13 protein-coding genes and 1 pseudogene are annotated in these 14988 nt (G+C 39.1%); 6 read left to right on the forward strand and 8 right to left on the reverse strand.

Annotated features, from left to right (window positions below; all coding sequences use genetic code 11):
• From H6F45_RS01230 to H6F45_RS01245, 4 genes are all read right to left on the reverse strand, one after another.
• Positions 1-267 (reverse strand): helix-turn-helix domain-containing protein (locus tag H6F45_RS01230; RefSeq protein ID WP_190346259.1); only part of this gene is annotated, 267 nt, incomplete at its 3' end.
• Positions 268-835: 568 nt separating this feature from the next.
• Entirely contained in the window at positions 836-1444 is a 609-nt protein-coding gene (locus tag H6F45_RS01235; RefSeq protein ID WP_096566479.1) for a class I SAM-dependent methyltransferase, read from the reverse strand.
• A 277-nt stretch (positions 1445-1721) separates the two neighbouring features.
• Positions 1722-2321 carry an MBL fold metallo-hydrolase gene (locus H6F45_RS01240; RefSeq protein ID WP_096566481.1) on the reverse strand — a complete coding sequence of 200 codons (600 nt, stop codon included), beginning with the start codon at positions 2319-2321 and terminating at the stop codon, positions 1722-1724.
• 187 nt (positions 2322-2508) lie between these two features.
• Positions 2509-4098 carry a glycoside hydrolase family 57 protein gene (locus tag H6F45_RS01245; RefSeq protein ID WP_096566483.1) on the reverse strand — a complete coding sequence of 530 codons (1590 nt, stop codon included), beginning with the start codon at positions 4096-4098 and terminating at the stop codon, positions 2509-2511.
• 433 nt (positions 4099-4531) lie between these two features.
• On the opposite strand from H6F45_RS01245, the gene H6F45_RS01250 reads away from it, so the two are divergent.
• The 5 genes from H6F45_RS01250 to H6F45_RS01270 all read left to right on the forward strand — a co-directional run bounded on the left by H6F45_RS01250 (position 4532) and on the right by H6F45_RS01270 (position 9907).
• Positions 4532-4693, forward strand: a complete 162-nt coding sequence (locus H6F45_RS01250) for a hypothetical protein (RefSeq protein WP_190346260.1) — start codon at positions 4532-4534, stop codon at positions 4691-4693.
• A gap of 34 nt (positions 4694-4727) precedes the next feature.
• A complete protein-coding gene (locus H6F45_RS01255; RefSeq protein ID WP_199301733.1) occupies positions 4728-6092 on the forward strand; it encodes a sedoheptulose 7-phosphate cyclase in 1365 nt (454 codons plus the stop codon).
• A gap of 203 nt (positions 6093-6295) precedes the next feature.
• Complete coding sequence (locus H6F45_RS01260) at positions 6296-7129, forward strand: class I SAM-dependent methyltransferase (RefSeq protein WP_190346261.1); 834 nt, start codon at positions 6296-6298, stop codon at positions 7127-7129.
• Between the two features lie 217 nt (positions 7130-7346).
• Positions 7347-8675 (forward strand): ATP-grasp domain-containing protein, encoded by a 1329-nt coding sequence (locus tag H6F45_RS01265; protein WP_190346262.1) that lies wholly within the window; start codon positions 7347-7349, stop codon positions 8673-8675.
• Positions 8676-8884: 209 nt separating this feature from the next.
• A complete protein-coding gene (locus H6F45_RS01270; protein ID WP_190346263.1) occupies positions 8885-9907 on the forward strand; it encodes a D-alanine--D-alanine ligase in 1023 nt (340 codons plus the stop codon).
• Positions 9908-10071: 164 nt separating this feature from the next.
• Here the strand turns inward: H6F45_RS01270 and rsgA are convergent, their stop codons facing one another.
• The 4 genes from rsgA to grpE form a co-directional block, all read right to left on the reverse strand.
• On the reverse strand, positions 10072-11286 hold the full coding sequence (rsgA, locus tag H6F45_RS01275; protein ID WP_137667880.1) for a small ribosomal subunit biogenesis GTPase RsgA: 1215 nt from the start codon (positions 11284-11286) through the stop codon (positions 10072-10074).
• On the reverse strand, positions 11283-11540 hold the full coding sequence (locus H6F45_RS01280) for a sulfurtransferase TusA family protein (RefSeq protein ID WP_096566493.1): 258 nt from the start codon (positions 11538-11540) through the stop codon (positions 11283-11285). The genes rsgA and H6F45_RS01280 overlap by 4 nt, the downstream gene beginning before the upstream one ends.
• Complete coding sequence (dnaJ, locus tag H6F45_RS01285) at positions 11537-12664, reverse strand: molecular chaperone DnaJ (RefSeq protein WP_137667881.1); 1128 nt, start codon at positions 12662-12664, stop codon at positions 11537-11539. The genes H6F45_RS01280 and dnaJ overlap by 4 nt, the downstream gene beginning before the upstream one ends.
• A gap of 918 nt (positions 12665-13582) precedes the next feature.
• On the reverse strand, positions 13583-14329 hold the full coding sequence (gene grpE / locus H6F45_RS01290; RefSeq protein WP_137667883.1) for a nucleotide exchange factor GrpE: 747 nt from the start codon (positions 14327-14329) through the stop codon (positions 13583-13585).
• A 200-nt stretch (positions 14330-14529) separates the two neighbouring features.
• Between grpE and H6F45_RS01295 the strand changes: the two are divergent.
• Positions 14530-14721, forward strand: a pseudogene (locus H6F45_RS01295) (hypothetical protein); the annotation flags it as partial.
• Positions 14722-14988 lie beyond the last annotated feature (267 nt).

Consider the following 14988-nt stretch of genomic DNA (forward strand, 5'->3'; position numbering starts at 1 on the left):
ATATCTTAATGCGTATTGAGGGGCGCATTTAGACACTTCATAATACCAAGGATGGGTAGATTTAATGGCTGCTACTAACCATTTGTGTAAATCTATGGCTGTGGGAAATTTGATTTTTTCTTCAGGATTAAGTTTATTATGTAATAATACCTGTTGACAAAGTGCTAACCCTTGATTCCAAGCGTGTCTGGCTACTCCTGCGTGTTGCGCCAGTAGTAGTCGTTGTTGCTTGTTAACTTTGAGTTGGGTTTTGAATCCTAGTAGCATACAGTGATTTTACTGTAATTCTGTCACAAAGCCAAAAGATGACAGGAAATTTTCAGCAAATGTGAGTATTTGTTAGTATTGGTTAAGAAAACAGTAACTAGCTACTAACCCCCCAACCCTTAGAAAGGGGGGTTAATCAGGGGTTTTGCTGACTATTACCGGTTCTATCAACGCTGACTAAGGGAATACCCCAGTCAAATCGAGCGTTAAAGTTTTGACTTACTAATAAACGCAAACCTACACCGACTCATGACAGCGATCGCCAAATCCTGAAATATTGGCGAAAAATTATCAATTTTTATCTATTTAGGTTTTGCTGAATAAATCCGAAAACTTTACAGGTAAAGGGTTTTAGCTATTTTGACTTGTACTGAGCGACTTGTACTGAGCGCAGTCGAAGTAAGCCGAAGTGCTTTCAAAAAGTGCAAGCTTTTATGAGGTGGCAACTGAAAAACCTTGCACTTAATTCCTACTTAAAGAAAAAATCGTTCCTATCCAACTCTTGAAACTGTCACCTGTCACCTGTCACCTGTCACTGGTCCTTCACAGATAACTTTTTCAGCAAACCCTACTTAGGTTTTGCAAAAATAGTTAGCAATACTGGACCCAATAAATAGTAATGACCTAAACACAAAAGTCCAGCATCAGATCCTAATTTTTCACGTTGTTCTTGATGATAAAATTTAACTGCAACCGGCGAATTTGCCATTAATTGAAAAGGGGATGTATTAGCAGTTATATCAACTAAATAAAAGCTTCCACCGGGAACAAGTACCCTGGCAATTTCACTTAAAACTTGTTCTGGTTGAGGATAATGTAAAAAACTGATAGTGTTAAAAACTGCATCAAATTGACCTTCAGCAAAAGGAAGTGATTCTGCATTACCTTCAATATAAATTAAGCGTGGACGGTGCTGATTACTTTGTCTGGCAACCCGCAACATTTGGGGAGATAAATCTAAACCAGTACCTCGTAAGTCAGGAAATTGACTGGCTAATCTATTTAATAAGCGTCCAGTTCCACAACCTAAATCTAAAACATTGGCATTGGCTGGGATTTCGATGTGGGAAATTAATCTTTTATGGATAGCTTGGTAAATAAAAGAAGGAAATGTCCAATCGTAACTTGATGCCCAACGATCAAATAGTTGTTTTTTATTATTGATAAAATTATTCATAGTTGTATGGGAATAGAAAATAGGTAAGAATTCAGGAGTCAGGAGTCAGGAGTCAGGAGTTAGAATGCTTATGAAATCAGGAATAGAGACAAGTGATATTTTCTGAAAATCATCATAACTTACTGGAAAAGCCTTTATTCTTCTGACTTAGAGTATTTTCTATCCTGAATCATTACGAAAATAGCAATATCTTCTATTGTAATTTGAATTTGCTTTGATTGCAGAAAATCAAATACCCAACTTTTTCCAGAAGTCAGGTATCTTGTTGAATTACGAATTACAAAGTAGCTAAAAGTTCCTTTAATCTTTCATTTCCGTCCCGAAATACAGACCAACCATCTCCGACTAAAACAGCTTGTACTTTGGTTAATGTTGCTAATCTGTGAACAGAAGCAATAGCTTGTTTTCGATTTAACAGCTTGTCATCGGATAAAATAGTTAAAGTATCTGCTGAACGCGATCGCACTAAATCACCAATAATCAAAGTTGTGTCCTCTAGTAGTAAAGCTAGTTCACCGGGAGTTTTTGAACCTTGGAGTTCCATCACTTTCAGTCCTGGGACAAATTCTTCACCATCACTCAACCAGCGATCGCACGCTATTGGGAAATTTTCCTTTTCAGCTATCGGTGCTGCAATTTTCGCATAAGTTTGACTGGCAATTTCCTTAGCTGCTCGCAGATGATCTGAGTTTGTCAGGATAATCCAAACCACACCACCGAGAGATTCCAGATGATGCCAATCATGGTTTGATAAAGCTACTGGATCAATTAATATATTACCCTCTGGACGAATCCAGGCGAAGCCATTGAAATCAATATTTCTTGTCGGGTTAAAACAAGACCAGGTATATAAATCGGTACGGTGCAAAGATTTCATGATGATTCTGACTTGAGAACCTGCGATAGTTTGTGTCAATTAGGTAGCATCAATAATAATCTATAATAATCTATCATTGATACTCACCTAATTGCGAAAATTTTGCAATTTCTCTTGTCACAACCACCAGGAATGGAACTTGATCATCTCCAGGCTGGAAACCCAGAGATTGTCAAGCTGCGAAAAACTAAACGGGACGATAAACGCGATAGTTGATGCTGGGGAAAATATTATCCATTAATTCCACTTTTTCCAACCAACCGCTATCAACTTTACCGACTTTTACATCTTCATAGAGTTTATTAAATCTCATTAAGTGCGATCGCGTTCTTCTCACCGCATAGGGAACCATAGTTCCCGTCCGCATAATAAACGCCCAGTCAGAAGATTGCGCTAACAACAACTCCCGCGCTGCTTGGTTTAAAGCTTTCCATTGCAACTCATCCTCTGGTTCTAACTGGGAAATTTCAATCATCCGTTCCGCGGCTTTATGTAAATGCGGGTAAATCCAAGCATTAGTGTCATTTAACCAATATTCATGGAAACCTTTATAACCCCAACTGGACTGAGAAGGACGACAGACTTGTTGATTCTGGTTAGCTCGTAAATAATCAGCTAAATGGGTCATTTCATAAGTTCCCTGATCGTACCATGACTTACGGAACAGGTAATCAATAAACCAAGGACCCTCATACCACCAATGACCGAACAACTCCGCATCATAAGGAGAAACAATAATCGGAGGCCGTCCCATGATACCGTGTAAATGTTCCGCTTGTCTTTCCCGATTATACATAAAGTTAGCAGCGTGTTCTGCGGATTTTTCCCTTGCCCAATAAGGATCATACAAAGCCTTATCAGAGAGACCTAAACCACGTCCAGTAATCTTATGATATTTAATTCCCGTATTTTTACGCTGTCCATTGGGCATGATATAGGGTTTGATGTACTCATATTCTGCTTCCCAACCCAAATCTTTATAAAATTCCCGATATTCAGCAGCACCGGGATAACCCACTTCCGAAGACCATACTTGTTGAGAAGATTCATGGTCACGACCAAAAGCAGCAACACCTGTTTCTGTAAAAATTGGCGCGTAAGTACCAAAGCGGGGACGGGGACGGGCGTATAAAATCCCATGTCCATCGGTGAGGAAATAACGCAAACCAGCATCCGCCAGCATTCGTTCCAAACCTTCATAGTAAGCACATTCAGGCAACCAAATACCTCTAGGCGCTTGACCAAAAGTTTCTGCGTAATGTTCACAAGCCACCTGAAGTTGCGCCCATACAGCTTGGGGATACATCTTCATTAAGGGTAAATACCCATGAGTAGCACCGCAAGTTATGATTTCTAGGTTGTTTGTATCTTGGTATTGTTTGAAAGCTGTTACTAAATCACCCTGATATTTTTCCCAAACCTGACGAGCTTCATTAAATTCAGTGGCGTAATGTTCAGCCAAATAACGCATATGTCCATTGTGGATATTGCGTTCTGCTTCCAATTCTATTAGTTCTTCTAACTTGGCTAAATGTTCATTATAGCGTTCTTGTAACAGAGGATCACGGAGCATGGAAACCAGAGGCGGTGTCATACTCATCGTGATTTTAAAGTCGATGCCGTCTCGCTTTAAGCCTTCAAATACTTTCAATAAAGGAATGTAGGTTTCTGTAATAGCCTCATAAAGCCATTCCTCTTCCAGCACATAGTCACTTTCCGGGTGACGAACGAAGGGTAAATGTGCATGAAGTACAAGTGCGACGTAACCTATAGACATAATAGTTTTGGGGTGGGTTGTAAATTGAAGGTCGAGAGTTTGGCAGAAATTAACAATATTTTAAGATGATATCGGGATCGTGAAGGAAGTTTTATTAGTCAAGCCCCACATCTGAGATTTGAGCAAAGAATATCTACCCGCAGATAGTTGTCATCAAGCAATCCCAAGTATTTTTCCTGAGTTATGTGTTGGCGATCATGTGATTATCATACAATAAATTATTTGGCAAGTATCTAGAACACTGAAAAAAATAGAATTTTTGTAAGTTAAAACAGTTTCTATTAATTTAATAAATACATAAACTTTTCACAAACTATAAGCAACAACTAAATGTTACTCTTTATTAAGAACATTAATTAAATCTAAAAATTTACTTCCAAATCACCACAAAAGATGAGAAAAATTAACGTTTAGTTACATTTTCGGTGAAAGTATGAGTAAATTTGCTACCCAGCCGACTTGTTGGCAAGATGCAAATGTTAAATCTGAAACATCGGTTTATCTGATTGATGTTGTTGAAGCTTTTGCAAAAAAAAGACCTGTTCAAATAAATTCAATTTCTACAAGAGCAGAACTTTTTGATCTTCCATATTGACCAAATTACAAAAATCAGAAAAAGGCCAGTTGAAATGACTCCACAAAGCATATTACCAACCCCAGAAATTGCAGATAACTTATTAGTAGATACAGAAAAAATCGAAAATTCCCTAGCGACTGACACCATCAGATTCACACATGGGGAAAAGTACCTCACATCCCAGTGGTATACGGGGTCTGGGGAAATAGCACACAAAAAAGATGGTCGTTCCTTTGAAGTTGCTGCTACATTCACATTAACAGCAGAAGTCAAAGTAGTAGAAGGAGTTTTTCAACCAGGAAACGAGATTTTAGCTAACATATATAATAGTCGTGGTCGTTGTGTAGCAGTGATAGACCAGACAGTTAACGAGTTGTATGGTGAGCAAGTTAGAAAATATTTTGATGCTCATGAAATACCATTAGAAATGATGGTATGTCGTGCATGGGAAGCAGACAAAACCCCGGAAACAGTACACAAAATATTAGGGTTTTTAGGGAAAGACGGTTGCGATGTTTCCCGCAACGAACCTGTATTAATTATAGGTGGTGGTGTGTTAAGCGATGTTGCGGGTTTAGCTTGTGCCTTACAACATCGTCGGACACCTTATATCATGGTGGGAACAACAGTAGTAGCAGCTATTGACGCAGGTCCTTCACCCCGAACTTGTACCAACGGTAAACAGTTCAAAAATAGTATTGGTGCATATCATCCCCCCGTACTAACCTTAGTAGATCGGAGTTTTTTCCGCACCTTAGCAACTGGACATATTCGGAATGGGATGGCAGAAATTATTAAAATGGCCATTACCGATGATGCGGTTTTATTTGAGTTGTTGGAAAAATACGGACCCCGGTTGATAGAGACACATTTTGCAACTGTAGACGCAGATGAAGAGTTAGCAGAAATAGCAGACGAGATTATTTACCGTGCATTGTTCTCCTATATGAAACATGAGGGAACAAATATGTTTGAAACATATCAAGATCGTCCCCATGCTTATGGACATACATGGAGTCCCCGGTTTGAACCAGCGGTGAAGATGATGCACGGACACGCAGTAACAACTGGAATGGCCTTTGGTGCGACATTAGCGGTAGAGATGAACTGGTTAAAACCAGAAGAACGCGATCGCATTATTACACTATGTCAGTCCTTGGGTTTAACAGTGTATCATCCCATTTTGGAAGACATGGAGATCATGATCGAAGGTCAGAAAAATATGCGTCGGAAGCGGGGAGATGGTGGACTTTGGGCCCCTGTTCCCAGAGGTGGAATAGGTGCGTGTGACTATATTCAAGAAGTTGAACCAGAACTATTGGAAGCAGCAGTCAAAGCGCATAAAGCTGTTTGTAGTAATTTAGCAAATCACGGTGCTGGTGTGGAAATGTATTTGCAAGATTTGGGTTTGGAATAAAAAAGTCTAAAATCTAAAATCCAAAATTGTCTGATGGGTTTTCGTTGGTAGCATAACTTTTTTTGATTTCACGCAGAGACGCAGAGAACGCAGAGAAAGGAGAAGGTTAATTTTTTAATTTTTGCTCTCGTTTTTTGAGTTGTCTGTTATCTGTGTGATGAATTTTTCAAGTCTAGAATCTAAAATCCAAAATCTAAAATCTAATGACTGAAACTCTAACAAAAATCAACAAACCTAGACCTGTTACCCCTTTAGGTATTTTGGTTGAGGAACTGGAAAGAACATTAAAGATAGCGAAGCAGGAAAATGTTTCTGCGGAACTTGCGAACTCTTTAAAAAAGGTGTATGAGTTAGCAGCAGGAATAGATCCATATTTGGAAGAGAATACTACACAAGAATCACCAGAATTATCAGCATTAGCGAAAAAAACTGCTGCTGAAGATTGGAGTAAAAGATTTGATGATGGTGAAACAGTCCGTCAGTTAGAACAGGAAATGTTATCTGGACATATTGAAGGACAAACTTTAAAAATGTTTGTGTCCATGACTAAAGCAAAACGCATTTTAGAGATAGGAATGTTTACGGGATATTCTGCTTTAGCAATGGCAGAAGTATTACCGGCAGATGGTGATATAATTGCTTGTGAAGTGGATGAATATGTCTCAGAATTTGCGAAGGAATGTTTTGAAAATTCAGAACATGGTAAAAAAATTAAAGTGGTAACTGCACCTGCAATAGAAACCTTAAAGAAATTAATTGCAGATGGAGAAACCTTTGATTTAGTTTTCATAGATGCTGATAAACCAGGATATGTAGATTATTTCAACCTGTTAATAGAAACCAACCTATTAGCAAAGGATGGATTTATATGTGTAGATAACACATTATTACAAGGACAACCTTATTTACCCAAAGAAAAAAGAACAGCAAACGGAGAAGCGATAGCGAAATTTAATCAAACAGTCACCCAAGATCCCAGAGTGGAACAAGTCATATTACCATTAAGAGACGGTTTAACAATCATCAAAAGAAAATAGAAAATTGAATATTCAAATCCCCGACTTCTCAAAAAAACAATCATAAAATAAGACAACCAAACAAACAAGTCGGGGTTCTTATCCCCAACAGAAAAACCCTCTCAAACCTCTTACCTTTGCGTCCTTTGCGTCCTTCGTGGTTCAATAAAAAAAGACAAAAACACCAAACAGAAAAACCCTCTCAAACCTCTGTGTCTCTGCGGTTCAATAAAAAAACATGAAAAAAATAAAATCTATCTTGCAAAACATAGGAACATTAATATTACTACTCCTAATGTTCCCGATCAACCTCACCCTAGTAATTACCGCATTTCTTACCAACATCATCACCTTACCATTTCAGAAAAAAATCACCTATGAAAACTCCAAAAACATCCTATTAACAGGTGGTAAAATGACCAAATCATTACAACTTGCAAGGTCATTTCATCGCGCAGGCCACAAAGTATTCATGGTAGAAACCCATAAATATTGGTTATCAGGACATCAATATTCCAAAGCAGTCAAAAAATTCCTCACAGTACCCGCACCCGAAAAAGATCCAGAAGGATATTGTCAAAGTTTATTAGACATAGTAAAACGAGAAAAAATAGATGTATTTATTCCCGTTTCCAGTCCCGTTGCGAGTTATTATGACTCCTTAGCAAAACCAATATTATCACCTTATTGTGAAGTATTTCATTTCGATACAGAAATGACAAAAACACTAGATGATAAATTTAGTTTATGTGAACAAGCGCGGGTTTTAGGTTTAACCGCACCCAAAGTATTTTTAATAACTTCCCCAGGGGAAATTATCAACTTTGATTTTTCCCAAGAACAAAATCCATACATTATAAAAAGTATTCAATATGATTCTGTGACTCGTTTAGATATGACGAAATTTCCCTTTGAAGGAATGAAAGAGTATGTGAAAAAATTACCCATTAGTAAAGAAAGACCTTGGGTAATGCAGGAATTTATCAAAGGTCAAGAATATTGTACTCATAGTACAGTCAGAGATGGAGAAATTCGTTTACATTGCTGTTCTAAATCTTCCCCATTTCAAGTAAATTATGAACAGGTTGATAACCCAGAAATATTCCAATGGGTACAAAAATTTGTCAAAGAATTAAATTTAACTGGACAAATTTCTTTTGATTTTATGCAAACAGAAGACGGAAAAGTTTACCCGATAGAATGTAACCCCCGCACCCATACTGCAATTACAATGTTTTATGACCATCCAGGGTTAGCGGATGCGTATTTAGAACCTGGGAAAAATCAACCTCATATAGAACCTTTACCCACAAGTAAACCAACTTATTGGTTATATCATGAATTGTGGAGAATCACAGGAATTAGGTCTTTTAATGATTTAACAAACTGGTTAAATAAAGTGATTAAAGGTAAGGATGCAATGTTAGATAAAGATGATCCTTTACCATTTTTAATGGTGCATCATTGGCAAATTGTGTTGTTATTGCTGCAAAATATGGTAAAATTAAAAGGATGGGTAAGAATAGATTTCAATATTGGGAAATTGGTTGAAATTGGTGGAGATTAAAAAAGTTGTAATTTGTAATTTCAAAACTTCGGAAATTTGGAACTTCTCAAAAATCATGTCAAAACTCAATCTTTTGTATTTATTTGTATTTAACAGTTTTCGTAGGTTGGGTTGAACAAAATGAAATCCAATAAACCATTAAAAACGTTGGGTTTCTGATCGTGAACCCAACCTACATAACTTTTGAAATTCTAAACTCTTAAAAAATCATGTCAAAACTCAATCTTCTCTACCTTACAGGGTCCCCAGAAAGTGATTTTTTCTGTAATTTATCACGACTGTATGCTCAAGACTCAATAAATGCGATCGCAAATAACCCAAACTATGATATTCACATTGCATATATTACACCGGATGGTAACTGGAAATTTCCCCATTCTTTGAGTTTTGAAGATATTGCAGACAGTCAACCCATATCCTTACCGGATGCGATCGCATGGATAATGACAAAAAACATTGATGTAGTTGTACCGCAGATGTTTTGTATACCGGGAATGACCCATTACCGCGCTTTATGTGATGTGTTAAAAATTCGCTATATAGGTAATACCCCGGAAGTAATGGCCATAACCGCGAATAAAGCGAAAGCTAAAACCATTGTAGCAGCAGCGGGGGTAAAAGTTCCTCATGGTGAAGTTTTGCGTCCTGGAGACATTCCCACCATCACACCCAAAGCAGTAGTAAAACCTGCAAGTTCAGATAACTCTTTAGGAGTGAGTTTAGTAAAAGACATTAAAGAATACGAAACCGCATTAAAAGAAGCATTCAAATATGCAGAACAAGTGATAGTAGAAGAATATATAGAATTAGGTCGAGAAGTGAGATGTGGGATAATCGAAAAACAAGGAGAATTAATAGGTTTACCCCTAGAAGAATATTTAGTAGACTCCAAAAATAAACCCGTGAGAGACTACGCTGATAAACTGAAATTAGGGGATGATGGTAACTTAGATTTAACAGCCAAAGATAATATTAAAGCTTGGATTGTAGATACACAAGACCCCATCACCCAAAAAGTACAAGCAGCAGCAAAAAAATGTCATCAAGCATTAGGATGTCGTCATTATAGCTTATTTGATTTTCGCATAGATCCGAATGGAGAACCTTACTTTTTAGAAGCTGGGTTATATTGTTCCTATTCACCGAAAAGCGTAATTCCTTGTATGTCCAAAAATGCGGGAATTTCTCTAGATGAGTTATTAGAAATAGCAATAAAAGAAACCTTAAAATGAGGAGTCAGGAGTCAGTAGTCAGGAGTCAGAAGAAAGAATAAAAAAGAAGTAAAGAAAAAAGAAAAACCCTAAAAAACCTCTTACCTTAGCGTCCTTTGCGTTCTTCGTGGTTCAATAAAAAAAGAAACAAACACCACACAGAAAAACCCTCTTAAACTTCTTACCTACTCCTCACTTTCTAAATCTAAATCTTGTAAACTTTGCACCTGAACCCGACGAGAAACCCGACGGTATTTCTTACTTTCCAACTTAGGTTCATACTTACTTTCACCCTTACCCTTAGCTTTCACCTTCAAAGTAGACTCAGGATCAGCTTGTTCTTTAAGATAAGTTTGATAAGCGATCGCATCACTTAAAAATTCCAAATAATGCTCATATCTTTCCCAGTCACTACCCACAATACAACCCGGTTCATCTCGATGTAAACAATCAGTAAAACGACAACTTCCACCTTCTAAACGTCTTCTCGCTTCAGGAAAATAGTAGATTAAATCTTCAGGAAGACAACTTAAATCAGGTTGATTAAAACCAGGAGTATCAGCTAACAAACCACCATCAGGAAGTTCAAATAATTCCACATGACGGGTAGTATGACGACCACGCGCTAACTTACCAGAAACCTCACCCACACGCAAATTAGCATCAGGAATTAACATATTAATTAAACTGGATTTTCCCACACCCGAAGGACCAGCAATCACAGTAATTTTATGATTTAAATAATTAGAAACTTCATTAATATTAATTTGATTTTGCACACTAATAAAAATTGATTGATAACCCCAACTTTCGAGGCGATCGCTAATTTCCTGTTGTTCGTCTTCTGTAATTAAATCACATTTATTTAGGCATAATAAAACATCTACCCCTGTAGATTCAGCCTTAATTAAAAACCTGCTTAACTGAAAAGGTTCTAAGGGAGGATCAGCAACCGCAAAAACCAAAAGAATTTGATTCACATTAGCGATCGCCGGTCGATCCAACTCACTGTTTCTTGGTAGAACATCAGCGATCGCACCCCTTCCCCCGGTCCAGTCAGGCTCTTCAATAACCACGCGATCGCCAACCATCACCTGTTGACCGATTTTTTTCAACCGAGTCCTGCGGGTACAGAGGAGACTGGAGACTGGGGACTGGGGACTGGTGACTGGGTTATTAATGTTTCCCTGCCTCCTGCCTTCTGCCTTCTGACTCCTGACTCCTGACTCCTGTACGGGCGAAGCATTCGGGCGACCAATTATCAATTTTTGTTCAAGGCTATTTTCCGAATGCTTCGCCCCTACGACTCCTTGATCTAACTGCACCCGATAAAAATTAGCCTGTACAGCTAACACCGTACCCAATAACTCCCCTGTAGTAGAAACACTATCTTCCATCATGCAGCAGTTACCGGACGACGTACAAGCAAAGAAAAATAACCAGAACAGTCAGTAATTTTTTCCACCTGATAACCAGCCATAGTTAAACTATCAGGAACTTGTTCAATAGGTTCACCCCCATCTAACCAGACTTCCAACAAACTGCCATCTGGCATTTGTTCCAGACGTAACTTAGTCCGGACAAAATTAATTGGACAAGGAGTACCACGCAAGTCCAACTGAGCATCAGGAGTTAACAGAGAAGATAGACTCATGACTTAAACAGATTTTCAAAAAATCCCCCACCTTTACCAGTTCTATCACCCTTAATTTTAGCTAGTTTTTCCAGCAGTTCCCTTTCCTCTGGGGTGATCTTCGTAGGAATATCAATTAACACCGTCAGCAAATGGTCGCCCCGACTCACAGGATTTCCCAAACGAGGTACACCACGACTTTCCAGTCTCATCACCGTATTTGGCTGAGTTCCTGAGGGAATAATCAACTCTACCGGACCATCAACAGTATTCACCTCCAAACGGCAACCTAAAATTGCTTGCAAGTAGCTGAGTTTGATTTCCGAAAGAACATTAATTCCATCACGCTGAAATTCTTCATCCTCATTCACAAATAAGTAAACATACAAATCTCCCGCCGGTCCACCTCGTTGGCCAGCATCACCTTCTTGGGAGATCCGTAACCGTGTACCATTATCTACCCCAGCGGGAATAGTAATTTTTAGCTTTTTCGTGACCTGATTTGCGCCTTTACCATCACAAGCATCACATTTATCTTCCACTACTGACCCAGTACCATTACAGGTGGGACAGGTAGAAACTTGGGTAAAGCTGCCAAAAGGAGTTCTAGTCACACGTCGCACCTGGCCAGAACCGCTACAAGTGCTACAAGTCCGGGGACGAGTTCCTGGTTTAGCACCAGAACCACTACAAACTTCACAAGTTTCTAGATGAGAAATGCGGATTTCCTTTTCACCACCAAATACCGCTTCTCGAAAATCTAACTTCAGGTCTAGACGTAAATCATCACCCCGTACAGGACCACTACGCCGTCTTTGCTGTGTAGGTCCACCCATTCCTCCAGCAAAACCGCTGAAAATGCTTTCAAAGATATCGGCAAAACCGCCCATATCCCCCATATCTTGGAAGCCAGCACCAGCAGCACCAGAAACGCCAGCTTCACCAAAACGGTTGTAACGCTCGCGGGTTTCTGGCTCAGACAGCACTTCATAAGCGCGGTTTATTTCCTTGAATCGTTCTTCCGCACCCGGTTCTTTGTTCACATCAGGGTGATACTTCCGGGCTTGGCGGCGATAAGCCTGTTTAATTTCTTCTTTGTCGGCATCACGAGAGACACCTAGAATTTCATAATAGTCGCGGGCCATAGAGCAAGGGTAAAAGTTAGAACTAATAAAGCAGAAATACCTAAAAGACTAAGGTAAAGGAGATAGAGACAACACTTAATTTTTGTTTATGAATTTATTTTACCTTTTACCTTTAACAAACATTAACAGTAAATCTTGATTAGCAGATACATTCATTGTGGTTAACGACAAAAGCAATGGCATGATGAGTCAATTTAGCTCGATCATCCTGACATTGCCTGAGCCGATCTCTTTTACAATTGTGCTACTTAGAACGACAAAAATAAGCCCATCAAATAGAGGGACTAACCGTACCTTATGGTGTGGAAATCCACCATATACTTTTAGTTTCATATTTAGTATGAGATCATCTACTTCACACTTAGCAGGAGTTAGCAGTCAGCAGTCAGGGAGAGAGGTTAATAACCCATTACCAATTACCAATTACCAATTACCAATTGCCCATTACCTAATCTATCGCTTCATAATCAGATATAGCCGTATTATCCTCATCAAAATCAAAATTGAATTGTGGTATTGACGTTGCTGTTGTGGAACTTTCTTCTACCAAAGTTAAGGAAATATCACTCAGGTCTTCTTCCTCCTCGTTTCCTCCCTCTGACGATGGGCTATTGACCGGGCTACTAACTCGTTTGTAAACATCTGCACCGATCGCAAACAGAGTTTGTTGAAATTCCTCTAATATTGACTTAAAAACAGATAGGGAAACATTAGGGTCATTTACATTTATTCAGCAAGCCCTACATAAAGCCATAGCATATATCTGCTACTAATGATAACGCCTAGTCTTTGATTAAACCCGCTTGCGGAAGGGCTGATTAACTTCAGTAAAGAGTCAACAGCCCTATCCTGTTTGAGAACAGTAATTTTTACCGCAGAATTGAGAATTTTTCAGTCAGTAGGACGAGTGAATACAGCTTAACTGTTTTCTTGACTAGACTCATCTTCCTGTTCTGTAGGTGTATCTTCCTGGGGCGCAGCAACTTTCACCATTGCATGGCGCAACACGCGATCGCCCAAAAAATATCCCCGTACTAATTCTTCTAAAACTGTTCCTTCGGGATGTTCATTGGTCGGTTCTCGCATCACGGCTTCATGCAGGTTAGGATCAAATTCTTGACCTTCAGGACGCATTGGTGACACACCTAATCGTTTCAGACAATCCACTAATTGTTTATACACTCCTTGATAACTTTTGTGAATTGTCATCTCGCCATCATTTTGTGGTTTGAGGTGCGCCCGCGCCCGTTCAAAGTTATCAACTACAGGTAACAATTCCATAATTGTGTTTCTCTTCACCTGTGTTTCCATATCTTCTTTTTCTTTAGAGACGCGTTTGCGATAATTCTCAAAATCTGCGGCGATTCGCATATATTGAGTGCTACGTTCTTCAACTTGCATTTTCAAAAACTCAATTTGTTGAGTCAATTGTGTTAAAGCCGCCGTATCGACTTCTGTTGTTTCTGCCGCAGCGACACCATTTTCTTCTGTGAAAGCAGGTTCTCCCGATACATTGGTTTGCTCTGGGGTTTGCTCAGTCACATCGCTGCCAGATTCATGAGAGTTAATTTCGGCTGGTGAGTCGCTGTTCATTGCTTGGTTTACCTCTATTGGTTCGCCCAATTGCTGGCTTGTATTGTTTACTTGTTTATTTTCATCCATCATTATCTACTCATCCCAGATGCTTTTGAAGGCTTTGCTGGAAGCAATTGTAGATTTTTGATTCAACCTACGTGCAGCATTTAAACTGTACAATTCAAACATTATTCATGAAATCTAACAATACAGTTGATTTCACCATTTTATAAGAAAGTTGAGTGAACCAAAACCACTGAGGTAAAGTATCTGAGCGTGGTGGTCAGTGAGCATCACCACAACGGCGCAGCACCGCTCTTACCACCAGAACAGAGTTTTCGCCTTTCGGCAACAAGCTAGTACAATCCGGCTATGTCAACAGTGAACAGATGAGACAGGCTCTGGCTGAAAGCCGCAAATCTGGCAAAATGCTGACAGATGTATTAGAGTCAATTACTGGGCAACAACTAGCACTACCGGAAAGATGGGGTACTACGTGAATCTGAAGCTATCCGACCCATGCCCAAGCACATTGTGCCGGCGGTGACGGCTCGATTTAAAATTATCTCTAATTTAGGGGTTGCTGAGAAAGTCTTTCCGTGAGGGCATAGGAGTCAGGAGTCAGGAGTCAGGAGTCAGGAGAAGATTTGAAAATTTCTTTGCCATCTCTTGAAATCCCCAAAAATGCACACTTTTTCCGGTATACCCTTCAAAACCCTTGCACTAATTTCTGTGTTTATCAGCCTCTA

This window comes from Sphaerospermopsis sp. FACHB-1194, from assembly GCF_014696235.1.
In the GTDB taxonomy this organism is placed as follows: Bacteria; Cyanobacteriota; Cyanobacteriia; order Cyanobacteriales; family Nostocaceae; genus Sphaerospermopsis; species Sphaerospermopsis kisseleviana.

Bases quoted from the DNA above. Each gene is read 5' to 3' on its own strand.
- H6F45_RS01235 (WP_096566479.1), bottom strand. From the start codon at position 1,444: ATGAATAATTTTATCAATAATAAAAAACAACTATTTGATCGTTGGGCA.
- H6F45_RS01240 (WP_096566481.1), bottom strand. From the start codon at position 2,321: ATGAAATCTTTGCACCGTACCGATTTATATACCTGGTCTTGTTTTAAC.
- H6F45_RS01245 (WP_096566483.1), bottom strand. From the start codon at position 4,098: ATGTCTATAGGTTACGTCGCACTTGTACTTCATGCACATTTACCCTTC.
- H6F45_RS01250 (WP_190346260.1), top strand. From the start codon at position 4,532: ATGAGTAAATTTGCTACCCAGCCGACTTGTTGGCAAGATGCAAATGTT.
- H6F45_RS01255 (WP_199301733.1), top strand. From the start codon at position 4,728: ATGACTCCACAAAGCATATTACCAACCCCAGAAATTGCAGATAACTTA.
- H6F45_RS01260 (WP_190346261.1), top strand. From the start codon at position 6,296: ATGACTGAAACTCTAACAAAAATCAACAAACCTAGACCTGTTACCCCT.
- H6F45_RS01265 (WP_190346262.1), top strand. From the start codon at position 7,347: ATGAAAAAAATAAAATCTATCTTGCAAAACATAGGAACATTAATATTA.
- H6F45_RS01270 (WP_190346263.1), top strand. From the start codon at position 8,885: ATGTCAAAACTCAATCTTCTCTACCTTACAGGGTCCCCAGAAAGTGAT.
- rsgA (WP_137667880.1), bottom strand. From the start codon at position 11,286: ATGATGGAAGATAGTGTTTCTACTACAGGGGAGTTATTGGGTACGGTG.
- H6F45_RS01280 (WP_096566493.1), bottom strand. From the start codon at position 11,540: ATGAGTCTATCTTCTCTGTTAACTCCTGATGCTCAGTTGGACTTGCGT.
- dnaJ (WP_137667881.1), bottom strand. From the start codon at position 12,664: ATGGCCCGCGACTATTATGAAATTCTAGGTGTCTCTCGTGATGCCGAC.
- grpE (WP_137667883.1), bottom strand. From the start codon at position 14,329: ATGATGGATGAAAATAAACAAGTAAACAATACAAGCCAGCAATTGGGC.